Source organism: Seongchinamella sediminis (assembly GCF_003457605.1).
In the GTDB taxonomy this organism is placed as follows: domain Bacteria; phylum Pseudomonadota; class Gammaproteobacteria; order Pseudomonadales; family Halieaceae; genus Halioglobus; species Halioglobus sediminis.
In genome coordinates this window covers 45906-62753 of the sequence record NZ_QRAN01000009.1, presented here as the reverse complement: position 1 = coordinate 62753, position 16848 = coordinate 45906, and the positions used below count along the sequence as shown (strand labels likewise).

Here is a 16848-nt window from a genome sequence, read left to right as displayed (position 1 = left end):
ACAAGGTGAATTGCGCTGTAAGCGCAAGAGAGGGTGCCCTGGGGTACAAGGTGAATTGCGCTGTAAGCGCAAGAGAGGGTGCCCTGGGGTACAAGGTGAATTGCGCTGTAAGCGCAAGAGAGGGTGCCCTGGGGTACAAGGTGAATTGCGCTGTAAGCGCAAGAGAGGGTGCCCTGGGGTACAAGGTGAATTGCGCTGTAAGCGCAAGAGAGGGTGCCCTGGGGCACAAGGTGAATTGCGCTGTAAGCGCAAGAGAGGGTGCCCTGGGGCAAGCCGGGGTTTATCCGCATCCCTCTGTCCTTGAATTGCAGGCAAACATCCTGGATTCCGGCGTTCGCCGGAATGACACGGGGTGGATTTCAAGGCGTTTCCACAGGCTGGCCAGCGCATAATTGTGGCCCCCGGGCAGAGTTCGGCGTTACACTTTCCCCATGACATCGTTTGTACACCTTCGCCTCCATTCTGAATACTCCATTGTCGACGGCCTGGTCCGGCTGAAACCGCTGATGAACCGGGTGGCCGAACTGGGCATGCCGGCGGTGGCGGTGACCGATGTGTGTAATTTCTACGGCCTGGTAAAGGCGCACAAGGCCGCCCATGCCTGCGGGATCCAGCCCATCATCGGTGTCGACCTGAAAGTGGTGGACGCCGACGATCCGGAACGCACCCATCCCCTGTGCCTGCTGGCCATGAACGAGCAGGGCTATAAAAACCTGACCCTGCTGATATCCCGCGCCTACACCGAGGGCCAGCACCTGGGTATGCCCCGGGTGCAGAAAGCCTGGCTGGAGGAGTGTGCCGAGGGCGTGATCGCACTGTCGGCCGGCGCCCAGGGCGATGTCGGCCAGGCGCTGCTGGCCGAGAAGCCCGATCTCGCCCGCCGCCGTGCCAGTTACTGGATGCAGCTCTACCCCGGCCGCTATTACCTGGAACTGCACCGCACCGGGCGGGAAGGGGACGAGACTCACCTGCACGGCGCGGTGGCGCTGGCCACGGAGCTGCAGTGTCCTGTGGTCGCCAGCAACGATGTGCGCTTTCTCGAGGCCTCCGAGTTCGAAGCCCACGAAGCCCGGGTCTGCATTGGTGAGGGGCGCACCCTGGATGATCCCCGGCGGGCCCGGGTTTACAGTGAACAGCAGTACCTGCGCTCACCGCAGGAAATGGCCGAGCTGTTTGCCGATATTCCCGAGGCGCTGGCAAACACGGTGCACATCGCCCGTCGCTGTAATGTGGTGCTGGAACTGGGCAAGCCCTACCTGCCGGACTACCCGATCCCCGACGGGCTGACCATGGACGAGTACTTCCGCCAGCTGTCCCACGAGGGCCTGGACGACAGGCTGGCGGTGCTGTTCGACACCAGCGCCCCGGACTTCCCGGCAACGCAGCAGCGCTACCGCGAACGGCTGGATTTCGAACTGGAAACCATCATCCAGATGGGCTTTCCAGGCTACTTCCTGATCGTGATGGACTTTATCCGCTGGGCCAAGCAGCACGATATCCCGGTTGGCCCGGGCCGCGGTTCCGGCGCCGGGTCACTGGTGGCCTACGCGCTGGAAATTACCGACCTGGACCCGCTGGAGTACGACCTCCTGTTCGAGCGCTTCCTCAACCCGGAGCGGGTGTCCATGCCCGACTTCGACGTCGACTTCTGCATGGAGAAGCGCGACCGGGTGATCGAGTACGTGGCCGACACCTACGGCCGCGAGGCGGTGTCGCAGATCATTACCTTTGGCACCATGGCTGCTAAGGCGGTGGTGCGCGATGTCGCCCGGGTGCAGGGCAAGTCCTACGGCCTGGCAGACAAGCTGTCGAAGATGATCCCCTTCGAAGTGGGCATGACCCTGGAGAAGGCGCTGGAGCAGGAGGAGGCCCTGCGCGAGTTTCTCGCCGAGGACGACCAGGCCCAGGAGATCTGGGATATGGCGGTGCAACTGGAGGGGGTCACCCGCGGGGTCGGCAAGCACGCCGGTGGCGTGGTCATCGCGCCGTCCAAGCTGACTGACTTCTCGCCGCTGTTCTGTGACGAGACCGGCTCCGGTCTGGTGACCCAGTACGACAAGGGCGATGTGGAGGATGCCGGCCTGGTGAAGTTCGACTTCCTCGGCCTGCGCACCCTGACCATCATCGACTGGGCGGTGAAGATGATCAACCCGGCCCGCCAGCGGGCCGGGGAGTCACCGCTGGATATCATGCAGATTCCGCTGGATGACCAGCGCAGCTTCGAGCTGCTGAAATCCGCCAAGACCACCGCGGTATTCCAGCTCGAATCCAGCGGCATGAAGGACCTGATCGAGCGCCTGCAGCCCGACTGTTTCGAGGACATCGTCGCCCTGGTGGCTTTGTTCCGCCCCGGTCCGCTGCAGTCGGGCATGGTGGATAATTTCATCAACCGCAAGCACGGGCGGGAGGAACTGTCCTTCCCCGACAGCAAGTGGCAGCACGAGTGGCTGCAACCGATTCTGCAGCCCACCTACGGTATCATCCTCTACCAGGAGCAGGTGATGCAGATCGCCCAGGAACTGGCGGGCTACACCCTCGGCGGCGCCGATATGCTGCGCCGGGCCATGGGTAAGAAGAAGCCCGAGGAGATGGCCAAGCAGCGGCAGATCTTCGAGGACGGGGCCAAAGCCAAGGGCGTCGACGGCGAACTGGCGATGCGCATCTTCGACCTGGTGGAGAAGTTCGCCGGCTATGGATTCAACAAGTCCCACTCCGCCGCCTACGCCCTGGTGTCCTACCAGACCTGCTGGCTGAAGACCCATTACCCGGCGCAGTTCATGGCGGCGGTGATGAGCTCGGAACTGGACAACACCGACAAGATCGTGGTGTTCGTCGACGAGTGCAAGCGGATGAAGCTCTCGCTCAAGCTGCCCGATGTCAACGAAGGCCAGTACATGTTCACGGTCAATGCCGAGGACGAGATTATCTATGGCCTGGGCGCCATCAAGGGCCTGGGTGAGGGCCCCATCGACAGCATCCTCCGGGCCCGGGAGGCAGATGGATCGTTCTCTGACCTGTTCGATTTTTGCGCCCGTACCGACCCCCGCAAGGTCAACCGCAAGGCCATCGAGGCGCTGATTCGCTCGGGCGCGCTGGACTCGCTGGGCGAGAACCGCTGGGTGCTGATGGCCGGCATGGAGGATGCCCTGAAGGCCGCCGAGCAGAGCGCCAGCAACCGCGATGCCGGGATCGATGACCTGTTCGGCGAGGTGGTGCCGAGCCAGGACAATGGTCATGAGGATGTTTATGCGCCGTTCCGCAAGGTGCGGCCCTGGACCGACAAGGAGCGGCTGGGGGGTGAGCGCGATACCCTGGGCCTGTATATCACCGGCCACCCTATCGACGAGTACAAGGCGGAAGTCTGCAAGTTTGCCCCCAAGCGGATCGTCGATGTGCGGCCCGACAGGCAGGGTAACCAGGTGCTGGCGGGGCTGATTATGGCCACCCGGACCATGAATACCCAGCGCGGCACCATGGCGGTGCTGACCCTGGACGACAGCAGCGCGCAAATGGAAGTCACTCTGTATTCCGAGGTGTATTCGCAGTTCCGGGAACTGCTGGTGAAGGACACTATCGTTATTGTCGAGGGTCGGGTACAGCAGGACGACCGCACCGGCAAGCCGGTGTTGCGCGCCAATGGCCTGCGCAGTATCGATGAAGCCCGCCAGAACTACGCCTCGCGACTGACCCTGGAGGTCAGCGCGGAAAAAATCGATGAGCGTTTCAATACCCGGCTGCAGCAAATTCTGTCCGGCGCCGGAGGCGGCAGCTGTCCGGTGAGTATCGATTACCTGCAGGAACACAACCGGGCCCGGGTGCACCTGAGTGAGCGCTGGCGGGTGGTGCCCAGCGACGATTTGCTCCAGGCCCTGCGCGATGAACTGGGCCATGAGCGGGTCGCCCTTGAATACTAGCTGGTGCAGGGCCCTGGCGTCTGGCCTCATGGCGGGTATGGTCAGTGCCTGCAGCACCGCGGTGGAGCCCGTCTGCCCCTACCAGGGCGAGCCCGATTTTGCCCTGTCAGCGGGCTGCCTGACGGTCGTTCACGGGCGCATGCTGGTGGTTGATTCCCGCGCCGGCGGGCTGACACCGCCGGGCGGCAAGTCCCGACAGGGAGAATCGGCACAGTGCACCGCCCACCGCGAGACCCTGGAGGAAACGGGCCTGGACCTGATTCCCCGGCGCCTGCTGGCGGTATTCGATACCGGGTTCCACCTGTACAGCTGTGAGATACACGCCAACTCCGGCACCATCGACCCGGCGGTGCTGGAGGTGAGGCGGGCCTTCTGGCTGGAAATCGCGAAAATGGACGAGGTGCAATGGCGCTACCCCGGACAGGGAGAAATCATTGAGGCCCTGCTCACCGAAGGTCCGGACGCTGTTGCCGGTCACCCAGCCGCCGACTGAAACCCGCTTCCGGTTGGCGCTGGTTCACAAGGAGAATACAGATGTCTGACAACGACAAAATTGAGGCCGCGGTATTTCGCCGGCTGCTGGAACACCTGGACAGCCGCAAGGATGTGCAGAACATCGACCTGATGAACCTTGCCGGCTTCTGCCGCAACTGCCTGTCGAAGTGGTATATGGCCGCCGCCGAGGAAGCGGGTGTCAGCGTGGATTACGACCAGGCCCGGGAGCGGGTCTATGGCATGCCCTACGGAGAGTGGAAGGCGCGCTACCAGACCGAGGCAACGGCGGAACAGCGGGCAGCCTTCGAAAAGAATAAACCGGCTGGTTAGCTATACTTGATCGTGGCCGGTGCGGATGAGTGCTTTGCTGCCGGCCTGTCTGTGATAAAAACAAAGAGGAAATCGCAATGATAAAGCTGTCCCTGCTGGCTCGCGCCGGCGTGGTGCTGCTGACCAGCCTGGCCCTGCCGGCGCTGGCGGCGGAAAAACCCAACATCCTGGTATTCTGGGGCGACGATATCGGTATCAGCAATATCAGCGCCTACAGCGATGGCATCATGGGTTATCGCACCCCCAACATCGACCGTATCGCCAACGAGGGCATGCGTTTCACCGATTACTACGGCGACCAGAGCTGCACCGCCGGGCGTTCCAGCTTTATTACCGGGCAGACACCGCTGCGCACCGGGCTGTCCAAGGTGGGCCTGCCGGGCGCCGAACTGGGCATCACCGACCGTGACATCACCATTGCCGAGGTGCTGAAAACCCACGGTTATGCTACCGGCCAGTTCGGCAAGAACCACCTGGGCGACAAGGACGAGCACCTGCCCACCAACCACGGCTTTGACGAGTTCTTCGGCAATCTCTATCACCTCAATGCCGAGGAGGAACCGGAGGACGTGGACTACCCCAGGGATCCGGCCTTCCGCAAGATGTTTGGCCCCCGGGGTGTGATTCGCTCCTACGCCGATGGCCGTATTGAGGACACCGGCGCCCTGACCCGCAAGCGCATGGAAACCGCCGACGAGGAATTTGTCGCCGCGGCGAAGAAGTTCGTCGACAAGTCGGTGAAGGCCGACAAACCGTTTTTTGTCTGGGTTAACACCACCGGGATGCATTTCCGCACCCACCCGGCGGCAAAGCACCTGGGCAAGTCCGGCCAGGATTTCTACAACGACGTGATGGTGGCCCACGACGAATTGGTGGGGGAAATGCTCGACCAGCTGGATGACCTGGGCATTGCCGACAACACCATCGTGTTCTATTCCACCGATAACGGCGTGCACTTCAATACCTGGCCCGATGCCGGTATTACGCCGTTCCGCAGCGAGAAAAATTCCAACTGGGAGGGGGCCTACCGGGTGCCGGCGGTAGTGCGCTGGCCGGGCAAGATCGCCCCGGGGCAGGTATCCAACGAGATCATGTCCCACCTGGACTGGATGCCGACCCTGGTGGCGGCTGCCGGAGACCCGGCGCTCAAGCAGGACCTGCTCAAGGGCAGGCGGGTCGGCAGCAAGCAATCAAAGCTGCACCTGGATGGCTATAACTTCCTGCCCTACCTGACTGGCGAGGTGGGCAGGGGGCCGCGGCAGGAATTCGTTTACCACAACGACGGCGGCCTGCCCGTATGCGTGCGCCTGGGTGACTGGAAGGTGGTGTACGCAGAGAACCGGGCGCAAACCATGGCCCTGTGGGCCGAGCCCGAGGTGACCCTTCGCCTGCCGAAAATTTTCCACCTGCGGCGTGATCCCTACGAGCGCGCCGACCACAATTCCAATACCTACTGGGACTGGATGATTGACAAGGCGCCGCGGATTTACCTGGCCAGCGCGGCAACCACGCGCTACCTGCAGACCTTTGCCGAGTATCCGCCGAGCCAGCGCCCCGACTCCTGGTCTATCGACAAGCTGACCGAGCAGTTCCTGCCGCAGCAGTAGGTCGCCCCGCGGGTACGTCAGCGCCCCTGGCGTACCTCGCTTCCCCCGGCGCCGAACAGACGCTGTTTCAACCAGGCCTTGCCGTGGGCGAAATCACCGCCGATGGCGTACAGGGCCGGCACCATCAGCAGGGTCACAAACAGCGCGAACAGCACCCCGAAGGCCAGCGACAGCACCGCCGGCTTGAGAAACTGGGCGTTGGTGGCCTTCTCCGCCATGATGGGAATCAGGCCGACAAAGGTGGTTACCGTGGTCAGCAGGATGGGGCGGAAGCGGGTAACACCGGCCTCGATAATGGCCTCGCGCAGCGCCTTACCCTGTTCCCGCAGGCGCCCGATGTAGTCCACCAGCACCAGGTTGTCGTTCACCACCACCCCGGCGGCGGCGCCGATACCGAACCAGGAGAACATCGCCATGGGCACGCCAAACAGCAGGTGGCCGAAAATGGCGCCCATGAAGCCGAAGGGGATCGCGGTCATCACCAGCAGCGGCAGCCAGTAGGAGTGAAAGGCAATGGCGATCAGGGCGTACATCATGAACAGGGCGACGGCGTAAAGCGCGAGAATCTCGTTGAAGAACTCTTCCTCTTCCTCCTGCTGGCCGCCCTTGAGCACCTCCAGTCCCGGGTAGCGGGCTTCCAGCTCGGGAATGAAATTGTCGGTGACGTCCCGGGTGATATCGCCCATCAGGTCGTGGTCCATGTCGGCCTGGACGCGGATAAAGCGTTCGCCGTCCCGCCGCTCGATACGCTGGGCGCCATTGGACAGTTCGACCTCCACCACCGACAGCAGCGGCACTTCCCGGCCATCGCCGGTGCGCACCCGGAAGTTGTTGAGACTGGACAGATTGCGGCGCTGTTCCAGCGGGTACTTGACCATGACCTTCACATCGCCGTTGGCCCGGGGCAGGCGCTGTACCTCCTCGCCGTAGTAGGCCTGGCGCACCTGGCGGGAGACATCCGCCAGGGTAATGCCCAGCTTCTCGGCGCCGGGGCGCAGGTTGAGGATGATTTCGTCGGTTTCCCCGCGCTGGCTGTCGCGAACAAAAAAGGTGCCGTCGTAGGTAGTCAGGTGGGCCTGCAGGTCGCGGGAGGCCAGGGCCAGTTGATCCGTGTCCCGGTGCTTGAGCAGATAGGTCACGTCGGCATCGTTGTCGTTAATGGTGTACACCACCTCGATCTGGTCGGCGTCCGGTATATCCCCCACCAGGTCACGGAAACGTTCGGCGGTTTCCTTGGCCGACATATCCCGCACCTCGGGAGGTGCGAGTTTGACGATGGCAATAACGCTGTCGCGGCGGGAGCGGGTGTACCAGCCCTCGATCAGCTTGCCGCTGCCCTCACCGTCGGCCGCCCGCTGGTCGACCTCGGCGATCAGCTGGCGCTCGGCGACCTGTAACTGGTCGAGGATTTCCAGCGCGCGCGAATAAGGTGTGCCGTTGGGCAGGGTGACATTGATGTAGATCTGCTCGTTTTCCACCTGCGGCATGAAATAGAACTTCACCCAGCCGCTGGTAAAAATGCCCAGGCTGATGACAAAGGCGCCGGCGAACAGGCTGGCGGTCAGGTAACGGTGGCGGACCGCCCAGTCCAGCAGTGGGCGGTAGCTGCGGTTGGCGAAATCGATGATGCTGTGCTCGATTCTCTGCTGGGTCCTGGCCAGGCCGTGCAGGGACTTGCGCGGTTCCAGGTGGCCCAGATGGGCGGGCAGGATGAAAAAAGCCTCGATGAGTGAAATGGTCAGGGCCACGGTGATGACGATGGACAGCTGTCGGGTCATTTGCGCCGCCTCGCCGCTGACAAACAGCCACGGGGCGAAGGCGATCATGGTGGTCAGCACCGCGAAGATGACCGGGCGCGACACGGCGAAGGCCCCCTCGGTGGCCGAGCGCGCGCCACCGCCGCTGATGTGGGCCTGATGGTGAATGCTCTCGCCGACAACGATGGCGTCATCGACCACGATCCCCAGCACCATGAGGAAGGCGAAGGACGACATGATGTTCATGGATACGTCGTTTACCGGTAGCAGCGCGAAGGTGCCGACGAAGGCCACCGCGATACCCGCGGTCACCCACAGGGCGACCTTGGGCCGCAGCGACAGGATTAACACCAGGAACACCAGGAACAGGCCCAGGTATGCGGATTCGGCGATCAGGTCCATGCGCGAGGTATAGATGTCGGCGGTGTCGAACCACATGGTCAGCTCGACGCCCTTGGGCAGCCTCGGCCTCGCCTCTTCCAGCCACTGGTGCACCGACTCGCTGGTCTTTACCACCTGCATGTTGTCGGTGGTGAGCGCCTGCAGCAATACCGCGGGCTGGCCGTTCATGGTGGCGAGAATTTCCTGTTCCTCGAAACCGTCGATAACCGTGGCCACGTCACCCACGCGCACCACCGCTCCCTGCGGGGTCTGGCGGATAACAATACGTTCGAAGTCGCTCTGGGTATCGGCCAGGTTGCGGGCCCGCAGCTGCACGTCGCCGGTTTCGGTGCGCACCCGGCCGGAGGACAGGTTGATAGAGTTGCTGCGGATGGCGTTGGCCACCTCCTCGAAGGTCAGGCCGAAGCGGCGCATGGCCGACTCCGAAAGTTCTACCGTGACCTCTTCCTTGCGGGTACCGAAAAGATTGATGGTGGCCACGTAAGGCAGGGCAGCCATTTCGTCCTTGAGTTCCTCAGCCAGGCGGGTCAGCTGGCGCTCGCTGAGGTCGCCGTGTACCGCGACGCGGATCATTTCATCGCGGAACTGGCGCCGCTGGACCCGCGGCGGCTCGATGTCGCGGGGCAGGGAGGTGACCGCGTCCACCGCGCTCTTGACCTCGTTGATAAAGTCGTTGATGTCGACGTTGGGGTAGGTGGAAACGTTGATCTCGGCGGCGCCCTCGGTGGCCGTCGAGTAATAGTGGTAAACCTGGTCGACGTTCTCCAGCGATTGCTCGATGCGGGCAATTACCTGTTCTTCCACTTCCTGGGGGTTGGCCCCCGGCCAGGCCACGGTAATCGCCGCCTGATTGATCTTGATGTTGGGGAAGGCCTCCTTCTCCATGGACATCATACCCAGCACCCCGGCCAGCAGAATGCCCACCATCAGCAGGTTTGCCGCTACCGGGTTGTTTACCCACCAGGCGATGATCCGCTTCATGGCGCTGACGCTTCGGCATTCAGCGCCACCAGCGCCATACCCGCTACCGGGTTGCGGATGGCCGAGGTAATGACTCGCTCGCCCGGGGCTATGCCGCTGGCGATGATGGCCCGCTGCGGGCTGGCGTGGGCGACGCTGACCTCACGAATCTCCAGCCTGCCCTCGGCATTGATCAGGTAAACCACATCGCCGGCCCGCAGGGCCTGCGCCGGGATACTCATGGCATCAGCCAGGTGCCGGCCCTCGATACGGGCGTCGACAAACAGGCCTACCGCCAGCGGCATGCCACTGGCGGAGGCCGCCGCACCGTAGGGATCGGCTACCTCGGCGATGGCGTACAGCATGCGGGTGTCGGCATCCACCGATGCATCCAGGCGCACCAGCCGGCCCTGCCACTGGTGGCTGGCTCCGGCGACCTGGGCGCTGAACGTGACCGGGGGGCCGCCTCCCTCGGGGGCGGTATAACCAATGGGCAGGCCCAGCGAGGCCAGCTGCTGGTTGTTCAGGGGCAGGCGGACTTCCACCAGTTCGGTGCCGAATGCCCTGCCGAGGACGGTGCCCGGGGTGATGAACTGGCCGATGTGTACCCGGGTGCTCGCCACCCGCCCGGCGAAAGGCAGGGTGACCCGGGTGCGCTGCAGGTCCAGTTCAGCCTGTTCCAGGTTGGCGGTGGCAGCCTCGCGCATGGCCCGGGCCTGGGCGACCTGGGGTTTTTTCAGCGCCAGGTCCGAGGCCGTGGGATCGTTGCGCAGCTGCTTGCGCGCCACGTCCTGGTCGGCCAGGGCTTGCTGGACCGCCAGTTCCGCGTCTGCCAGCCGGGACCGGGCCTGACTCAGGGCGAGCCGGTAATCGGTGTCCTCGATCTGCAGCAGCGGTACACCGGGCTCTATGCGTCCACCCTCGACGAATTCCGGGGAGACGCTGATTACCCGGCCGCCCACCTGGGAGACGAGGTCAATTTCGGTGCGCGAGCGAACCTCGCCCTGGGTGATGACTTCCAGCGCCGTGGCCTGCTGGCTGACGGCGGCGGTGTAGACCGAGGTAGGGCGGGGGCCCTCGGTGTTTTTTTCCGGCTCCGGGCGCGTTACCTGGAGCAGGGCGTAGGCTCCCGCAGAGGCGGCGATGACAATAACTGGAGCCAGTATCTTTACCAATTTTCTCGTCATGGAGATACTCTGGACCGGTGGTTTGTTTTCCTCTTATCCCGGTGAAACGATTATCTCCCTCCGGGCATCAAGGTTATTGCCAAATAGTAACAATATTCCTGCCGCAACCGACGATTCTGCGACAGAACACCACTTTTTCAGGATAAATTGACCGCGCAGCCAGCGCCGGCACTAGCTGCCGGCACCCGCCAGCTGCGTCGCCAGCCAGTCATCCATGCGCTCTTCCAGCGCGTCCAGCGGGATGGAGCCGGCCCCCAGCAGGGTGTCGTGGAAGTCGCGGATATCGAAGGCTTCCCCCAGTGCCTGCTCGGCCCCGGCGCGCAGCTCGAGAATCTTCAGCTGGCCGATCTTGTAGGCCAGGGCCTGGCCGGGCCATTCGATGTAGCGGTCGATCTCGTTGATGATGTCGGCCTCGCTCTTGCCGGCGTTGGCGGTGAAGTAGTCGATCGCCTGCTGCCGGCTCCAGCCCAGGTAGTGGATGCCGGTATCCACCACCAGCCGCACGGCACGCCACATGTCGTAGGTCAGCTGGCCGTAGCGCGAGTAGGGGTCCTGGTACAGGCCCATCTGGTAGCCCAGGCTCTCGGAGTAGAGGCCCCAGCCCTCGACGAAGGCGGTGACCGAACTGGTGCTGCGGAATGCCGGCATGTTCTCGATCTCCATTTCCAGCGCCAGCTGCAAGTGGTGGCCGGGCACGGCCTCGTGCACGCTCAGGGCCTCCATCTCATATTTTGGCCGCACCTCGGGACGGTAGAGATTGACGTAATAGAAACCGGCCCGGGAGCCGTTGGCGGCGGGACGCTGGTAGTAGGCGGTGGTGGTGTCCGGGGCCATGGCGGCGGGAATCGGGCGCACCCCATAGGGCATGCGCGGCAGCTTGCCGAACAGCTTCACCAGTTCCGGGTCGAGCCGCTTGGACATGGCCAGGTAGGCCTCGTACAGGGCCTCCGGGCTGTCGTAGTAAAACTGCGGGTCGCTGCGCAGGAATTCGTTGAAGGCCTGCAGGTCGCCCTCGAAGCCGGTCTCCGCCTTGACCTGTTCCATCTCGGCGAGTATGCGGGCCACCTCGCGCTTGCCGATGGCGTGAATCTGCTCCGGCGTGTTGTCGGTGGTGGTGAAATCCCTGGCCAGGAACTCGTAAATGGCCTTGCCGCCGGGCAGGGCGCCCACCCCGGCCTGGTCGCGGCTGGCGGGCAGGTAGGTCTCGGTGAGGTAGCGCTGGAAGCGCCGGTAGGCCGGATTGATGGCATCGTCGACAAGCGCCCGGGCGCGGGCCCGCAGTTGCTCGGCCTCGCCCGCCGGCACGCCCTCGGCAAGGTCTACAAAAGGTTGGTAGAAGGGGTGCTGCTCCGGGGCGGTGGCCAGCACGCTGTCGATCTGCTTGCTTATCCGGGTGACCACGGTTCTGGCCTGCACCCGCTGGCGCCTGATGCCCTCGTCGAGCAGGGCGCGATACTGCTCGAGGTAGGCGGGCAGGGCTTCCATTCGCGCCAGCCACAGCTGGTAGTCGCCGCTGTTTGCAAACGCCGTGGAGCCGAGGATGCGGAATTCGTTGTGCGGCCCGTTGCGCATTTTCAGGTCCATGAAGTCCACGCCCAGCTCGTAATGCTGGCGCTTGCTGGCGAGGGTGTGCGCCAGCAGGCGCTGGTTCAGCCGGGACGGGGCGGACAGCTGTTCGGGGTCAATCGCCGCCAGCTGGCGGAGGAATTGCCCGCGCTGCTGGTAGCGCTGCTCCAGGGCCGCCGGGCTCATGTCCGGCCAGCGGTCATTGCCGCTGCGCTCGCCGCGCCGGGTGGCGATCCGCGGGTGATTCTCCAGGTACCAGTTCCAGTGGGCGTCGAATATGGCCTGCAGGTCCTGCTCGGGGCTGGCATGAGCCAGGATTGACCAGGTGGAGATGAAAATAACAGTCAGCAGTCGCATGCCCGGTTTCCTCGTCAAGGTGGTTTGCGGTGTGTGTCGCTCAGCGTTTGTCGCCGCGGTCGGCCCGTTCCAGCCAGAACAGGGTATCAATGTAGCTGACAAAACGGCTGAGGTAATGGGGAGAGAGGTCGCGCATGGTTTCCAGCGACCGGGTTGCCAGCCGCTGCGGGTTCAGTGGCCCCGCGTCCTCGGGCACTTCTGCCAGCGCCTGCCTGACCACCTTGTCGGCGTTGAACCGGACCATGGCCGAGTGGAAGCGGCGTGCCGCTTTCAGTTCTTCCCGCTGTGCCGGGGACTGCGGCCGCCCGGGGTTTGCCTGGCGGGCGAAGTCGTGCGCCAGTTCCAGCTCCTGCTGGCGCAGGGCCGCCTCCAGTGGCGCGGCGCGGGGGTCGTCCTCGTTGCGCTGCTGCTCCGCCAGCAGCCGGTTGAGCTCGCGCAGGGGCCGGTTGCTGTCAGTCCGGGGAGCAGAGCGCGCGCGCCTCCCGGGCAATTGCCGGCGATAGGCGGCCAGGGCCTTGCGCGCCCGATCCTCCAGTACCCGGCCGAGCCGGCCGGTGCGCTGCTCGGCGCGCAGCAACAGGCTCTCGATGTACCGCAGCTGTACCGGGTCGGCGCTGTCGCCGGCGGTTTTCAGCGCCTTCAGCTCGGCCCGCAGCTCAGTCACTGGCGCTGGCCTTGGCGGAGGTGCGCGGCACCGGGGCCATTTCCACTCGCCGGTTGCGGGAGCGACTGCTGCTGTCGGTATTGGCGACCACTGGCTGCTGGGCACCAAAGGCGGCGGCGAATACCAGGCCGGGATCCATGCCCTCGGCGATCAGGGCCCGGGTAACGGTGAGCGCCCGCTGTGCCGACAGCTCCCAGTTATCCTCGAACTGCAGGTTGCCCTGCTGGATGGGCAGGTCATCGGTAAACCCGCTCACCATCAGCAGTTCTTCCTGCTCCGACAGATACAGGGTGAGCGGCGGCACCAGGCTGCGCAGCAGTTCCCGGCCCTCGTCCTGCAGCGCCGACGAGTTGAGGGCAAACAGCACACTGCCGCTGATCCCGATACGACCGTCCCGCAGGGTAATGCGGCCACTGGCCAGGGGCGCGGCCAGGGCCTGCTCCAGCACCATGCGCCGGTCCTGCTCCGCCTCCCGGCGAATGACCTCCTGCTGCAGGGAGTTGGCGAGTTCGACCTGGTAGCCCAGCACCCACACCAGGATCAGCACAAATACGCCGACCAGCGCGGACATCAGGTCACCGAAGATGGCCCAGACCGGGGTGTCGTCGGCCAGCTCTGATTGCAGGTCCTCCATCAGCCGGCCTCGGCGGCGAACAGGTCACCGGTCTGGCCCAGGCGCCGCAGCTCCTCGATGATTTCCCGCTGTGACAGCATGCTCTGATCGATGATTTCCCGGGCCTGGGCCACGTAGTAGCCCATTTGTTCATCGGAGCGCTCGGTGGTCTTGTCCATGGATTCCTCGATGCGCCCGAGGTTTTCCATCAGCTGCTGGTTGGACTCGCTGAACAGCTGCACCGCCAGGCTGAAGGACTCGCCGAGGCTGGCGATATCCGCCGCGCTGCCGGCGGCATTGGCGGTAATCTCGGCGAGCTTGTCCGACTCCGACTCCAGTTGTGCCTGGAAGCGGCTGGAAACACCGGCCATCAGTTCCCCCGAGGAGTTGACCAGCTGCTCGATCGCCGCCTGCTGTGCCGCGGACGACTGGCGCAGGTCGGTCGCCAGTGCCCCGAGATCCTCGAGAATACGCTGACGCTCGGCCAGCAGCTGGTTGTCCCGCTCCATGCTGTTGCTGACTTCCTCGCGCAGTTTGCCGATCACCTCGGCGGCGGCGCGTGGGGTCTCCGAGGCAGTGGCAATCAGTTCGCGCATGGGCTGCTGCAGCTCCCGGCCCAGCCCTGCCAGTTGTTCGGCGGCGGTCTTTTCCAGCGCGCCGAGGCTATCGGCGGTGCGGGTCTGCAGGCTGGCGACGCCGTCGCTGACGGTGCCCTTGAGTTGCTGCAGGGATTGCGCCGCCGCAGCCTGCAGTTGCTCCAGACCCGTGCTGGCGGCGCTGTGCAGTTCGCTGATTTTGCTGCTGGTGTCACTGTGTATCGCGGCCAGGCGCTCGGCGGTGTCGGTCTGGGTGCCGGCCAGCTGGCCGGCGGTCGCCTGCTGCAGCTGCTGCAGTTGCTCCGCAGTGCTGTCCTGCAGCCGGGCCAGTGCCTGCGCGGTAGCCGCCTGGGCCTGGCCCAGTTGTTCCCTGGAGTCGTCTTGCAGGCTCTGCAGTTGTCTGGCCGAGCCGTCCTGGATATCTGCCAGGCGCCGGGCGATCTTTTCTTCCCGCTCGGCTTCTTCCTGGCGCAACTGCCCCAGCTCATCGCGCAGGGCGGCGGTCAGGCCGGCCATGTCTTCCCGCAGGGCGGTGGTGATGGCCTGCAGCCGCTTGCCCTGCTCCGCCAGCCAGTCCGCCTCGCTGGCGGCGCGGCTGTGCAGCAGGTTCTCGGTGACCTCCAGCAGTTTCTGCTGGGTCTCCCCGGCCTGTGCCGACAGCGCCGCCATGGCGCCTTCCACCGCCGGGGCAATGCTTTCCCCGGCCAGCCTGCCGCTCTCACCCAGGGTCTGCTGCAGTGACTGTTCCACCGAGCTGGCCAGCTGCTGGTATTGCTGCCCGGTCTGCTGGTGAAATTGCTGCTGGTTGTCCAGTAACTGGCTGCTCAGCTGCTGGCCCATGCGCTCCAGTTCACCGGCCATGTTGCCCAGGGTTCGGGCCACCTCCGGCAGTGCCTGGGCCTGGCCCTGCATGGCCAGGTAGGTCTGCTGGCGGTTGTAGTGCAGCGAGTAGCGGCGCAGGGGGCCGGCGATGTGCCGGTCCAGTTCACGGGTCACCAGCATCCGCTCACGGCGGCTGAGGGTGGCGTTGAGACCGAGCATGGCGGAGGCGGCGATACCGGCTACCGAGGTGCCGAAGGCCAGGCTCAGGCCCTCGATGGGCGCCGCCAGTCCTGCCCGGATTGCCGCCAGTTCACTGCTTCCCTGCAGCGCGCTCACCGCGCCCTGGAGGGTGTCGACCATGCCGATAAAGGTGCCCAGCAGGCCGAGCATGACCAGCAGGCCGACCAGGTAGGGGGTGAACACCGGCGCCGGCAGCCCGGTTTTCTCGCCCTCGATGCGCTGGTTGACCGCATTGCGCAGGCTGGCGGGCAGGGTTCCCAGCCAGGGCGGCAGGTCAAAGTCGTCTCCCGCTCTCACCTGGCCCAGGGCGCGCGCGAGCTCGCCGGTGGCGCGGCGGAAGCCGGTCAGCTCCACCAGCCCCAGGGCGTAGACAAAGCCGATTATCACCGTGACCAGCAGCGCCAGCGGGTTGCCGCCGACAAAGCCCAGGCCCATCCATACAATCGCCAGTGCGCCCAGCAGGGCGGCGGTGATAAATAACAGCTTAGTCTTCATCGTTAATCTCTTCGTTGAGTGCTTCAATCAATCCCAGGGCCGGCAGCAGGCGCGCCTCGATTTCCGCCAGCAGCAGTCCCTGGGTCTCACGGCGATACTGCTCGCGGGTCTCGAGCCAGCGCGCCTGCGCCTCGCTGGTGTCGTCCAGGCCCTGCCGGTACTGGCTGTAGAGGTAGCCGAGGCGCTGGCCCAGCAACCGGGGAATGGCCGCCAGGTAGCGCCGGGAATGGCTCGCCAGGGCGTCTGACAGGGCCTCGTCAATGGCGCTGATGCGCGCCAGGTTCACTGACAGCGCTGCGATAGCGCTGCGCGTGCGCAGGTGCAGGCCGCGAATTTTGCTGTCGATATCGGCCTGCTGCTGCAGGTAGAACTTGAGGTAGGGGGCGCTGGCTTCACTGGCATCCGCAGGCACGGTTTCGTCCCGCGGCCATTTCAGCCGGCTGGGGCCGGAGCCCGGGAAGAAGCTGCGCATGGCGGCCTGGACAATGGTGCTGCGGGCGCGCAGGAATTCGCTGGTAATGCCCTCGCGAAACTCGCCGGTGTCGGTGTTTTCCACATCCGGGGTGCGAGCGTGGGCCTCCGACAGGGTAATGGAATCGGAAAAATCGATCAGCTGCCCCAGGCGTTCAGTGAACTGCCGGTGGGACACCTGGGTATCGCTGACGGACAAATCGGTCAAAAACCGTACGAGTCGTGAGCTGCCCAGCGAGACCTGGGGGAGGGCTTGGGTCATTGACTACTTGTTGGTGTTGCGGAGACTGGCCGCGGGCTGCGGCCCGACCGGCTATTATCCCGGTTGCGGGGCAGGTTTCAAGAACAACCGGGGCCCGGGGCTGATGATTT

At 64.6% G+C, this 16848-nt stretch carries 11 protein-coding genes; 4 read left to right on the top strand and 7 right to left on the bottom strand.

Annotated elements, in window-relative coordinates:
• The first annotated feature begins 431 nt into the window (after positions 1 to 431).
• The 4 genes from dnaE (at position 432) to DWB85_RS09895 (ending at position 6346) form a co-directional block, all read left to right on the top strand.
• On the top strand, positions 432 to 3914 hold the full coding sequence (dnaE, locus tag DWB85_RS09910) for a DNA polymerase III subunit alpha (protein WP_117954079.1): 3483 nt from the start codon (positions 432 to 434) through the stop codon (positions 3912 to 3914).
• Positions 3904 to 4407, top strand: a complete 504-nt coding sequence (locus tag DWB85_RS09905) for an NUDIX hydrolase (RefSeq protein ID WP_162846074.1) — start codon at positions 3904 to 3906, stop codon at positions 4405 to 4407. Before dnaE ends, DWB85_RS09905 begins: the two co-directional genes overlap by 11 nt.
• A 41-nt stretch (positions 4408 to 4448) precedes the next feature.
• Positions 4449 to 4739: a DUF1244 domain-containing protein gene (locus DWB85_RS09900; protein WP_117954077.1), complete on the top strand. Its 291-nt coding sequence runs from the start codon at positions 4449 to 4451 to the stop codon at positions 4737 to 4739.
• A 77-nt stretch (positions 4740 to 4816) separates the two neighbouring features.
• Entirely contained in the window at positions 4817 to 6346 is a 1530-nt protein-coding gene (locus tag DWB85_RS09895) for an arylsulfatase (protein WP_117954076.1), read from the top strand.
• Positions 6347 to 6363: 17 nt separating this feature from the next.
• On the opposite strand, the gene DWB85_RS09890 is transcribed toward DWB85_RS09895, so the two are convergent.
• The 7 genes from DWB85_RS09890 to DWB85_RS09860 form a co-directional block, all read right to left on the bottom strand.
• Positions 6364 to 9486, bottom strand: coding sequence for an efflux RND transporter permease subunit (locus DWB85_RS09890; protein WP_117954075.1), 3123 nt, complete (start codon positions 9484 to 9486; stop codon positions 6364 to 6366).
• Positions 9483 to 10652, bottom strand: coding sequence for an efflux RND transporter periplasmic adaptor subunit (locus tag DWB85_RS09885; protein ID WP_117954074.1), 1170 nt, complete (start codon positions 10650 to 10652; stop codon positions 9483 to 9485). The genes DWB85_RS09890 and DWB85_RS09885 overlap by 4 nt, the downstream gene beginning before the upstream one ends.
• Before the next feature lie 171 nt (positions 10653 to 10823).
• Positions 10824 to 12575 carry a DUF885 domain-containing protein gene (locus DWB85_RS09880; protein ID WP_117954073.1) on the bottom strand — a complete coding sequence of 584 codons (1752 nt, stop codon included), beginning with the start codon at positions 12573 to 12575 and terminating at the stop codon, positions 10824 to 10826.
• 40 nt (positions 12576 to 12615) lie between these two features.
• Positions 12616 to 13239, bottom strand: coding sequence for a DUF2894 domain-containing protein (locus tag DWB85_RS09875; protein WP_162846073.1), 624 nt, complete (start codon positions 13237 to 13239; stop codon positions 12616 to 12618).
• The gene (locus DWB85_RS09870) at positions 13232 to 13873 is read right to left on the bottom strand and encodes an OmpA family protein (RefSeq protein WP_117954071.1); all 642 of its coding nucleotides are present in this window, start codon (positions 13871 to 13873) and stop codon (positions 13232 to 13234) included. Before DWB85_RS09870 ends, DWB85_RS09875 begins: the two co-directional genes overlap by 8 nt.
• Positions 13873 to 16005, bottom strand: coding sequence for a coiled-coil domain-containing protein (locus DWB85_RS09865; protein ID WP_117954070.1), 2133 nt, complete (start codon positions 16003 to 16005; stop codon positions 13873 to 13875). The genes DWB85_RS09870 and DWB85_RS09865 overlap by 1 nt, the downstream gene beginning before the upstream one ends.
• Complete coding sequence (locus DWB85_RS09860; protein ID WP_117954069.1) at positions 15995 to 16738, bottom strand: DUF3348 family protein; 744 nt, start codon at positions 16736 to 16738, stop codon at positions 15995 to 15997. Before DWB85_RS09860 ends, DWB85_RS09865 begins: the two co-directional genes overlap by 11 nt.
• Positions 16739 to 16848: the final 110 nt, after the last annotated feature.

Coding starts and splice junctions, on each gene's coding strand:
- dnaE (WP_117954079.1), top strand. CDS start 432: ATGACATCGTTTGTACACCTTCGCCTCCATTCTGAATACTCCATTGTC.
- DWB85_RS09870 (WP_117954071.1), bottom strand. CDS start 13,873: ATGGAGGACCTGCAATCAGAGCTGGCCGACGACACCCCGGTCTGGGCC.
- DWB85_RS09885 (WP_117954074.1), bottom strand. CDS start 10,652: ATGACGAGAAAATTGGTAAAGATACTGGCTCCAGTTATTGTCATCGCC.
- DWB85_RS09865 (WP_117954070.1), bottom strand. CDS start 16,005: ATGAAGACTAAGCTGTTATTTATCACCGCCGCCCTGCTGGGCGCACTG.
- DWB85_RS09895 (WP_117954076.1), top strand. CDS start 4,817: ATGATAAAGCTGTCCCTGCTGGCTCGCGCCGGCGTGGTGCTGCTGACC.
- DWB85_RS09890 (WP_117954075.1), bottom strand. CDS start 9,486: ATGAAGCGGATCATCGCCTGGTGGGTAAACAACCCGGTAGCGGCAAAC.
- DWB85_RS09900 (WP_117954077.1), top strand. CDS start 4,449: ATGTCTGACAACGACAAAATTGAGGCCGCGGTATTTCGCCGGCTGCTG.
- DWB85_RS09860 (WP_117954069.1), bottom strand. CDS start 16,738: ATGACCCAAGCCCTCCCCCAGGTCTCGCTGGGCAGCTCACGACTCGTA.
- DWB85_RS09880 (WP_117954073.1), bottom strand. CDS start 12,575: ATGCGACTGCTGACTGTTATTTTCATCTCCACCTGGTCAATCCTGGCT.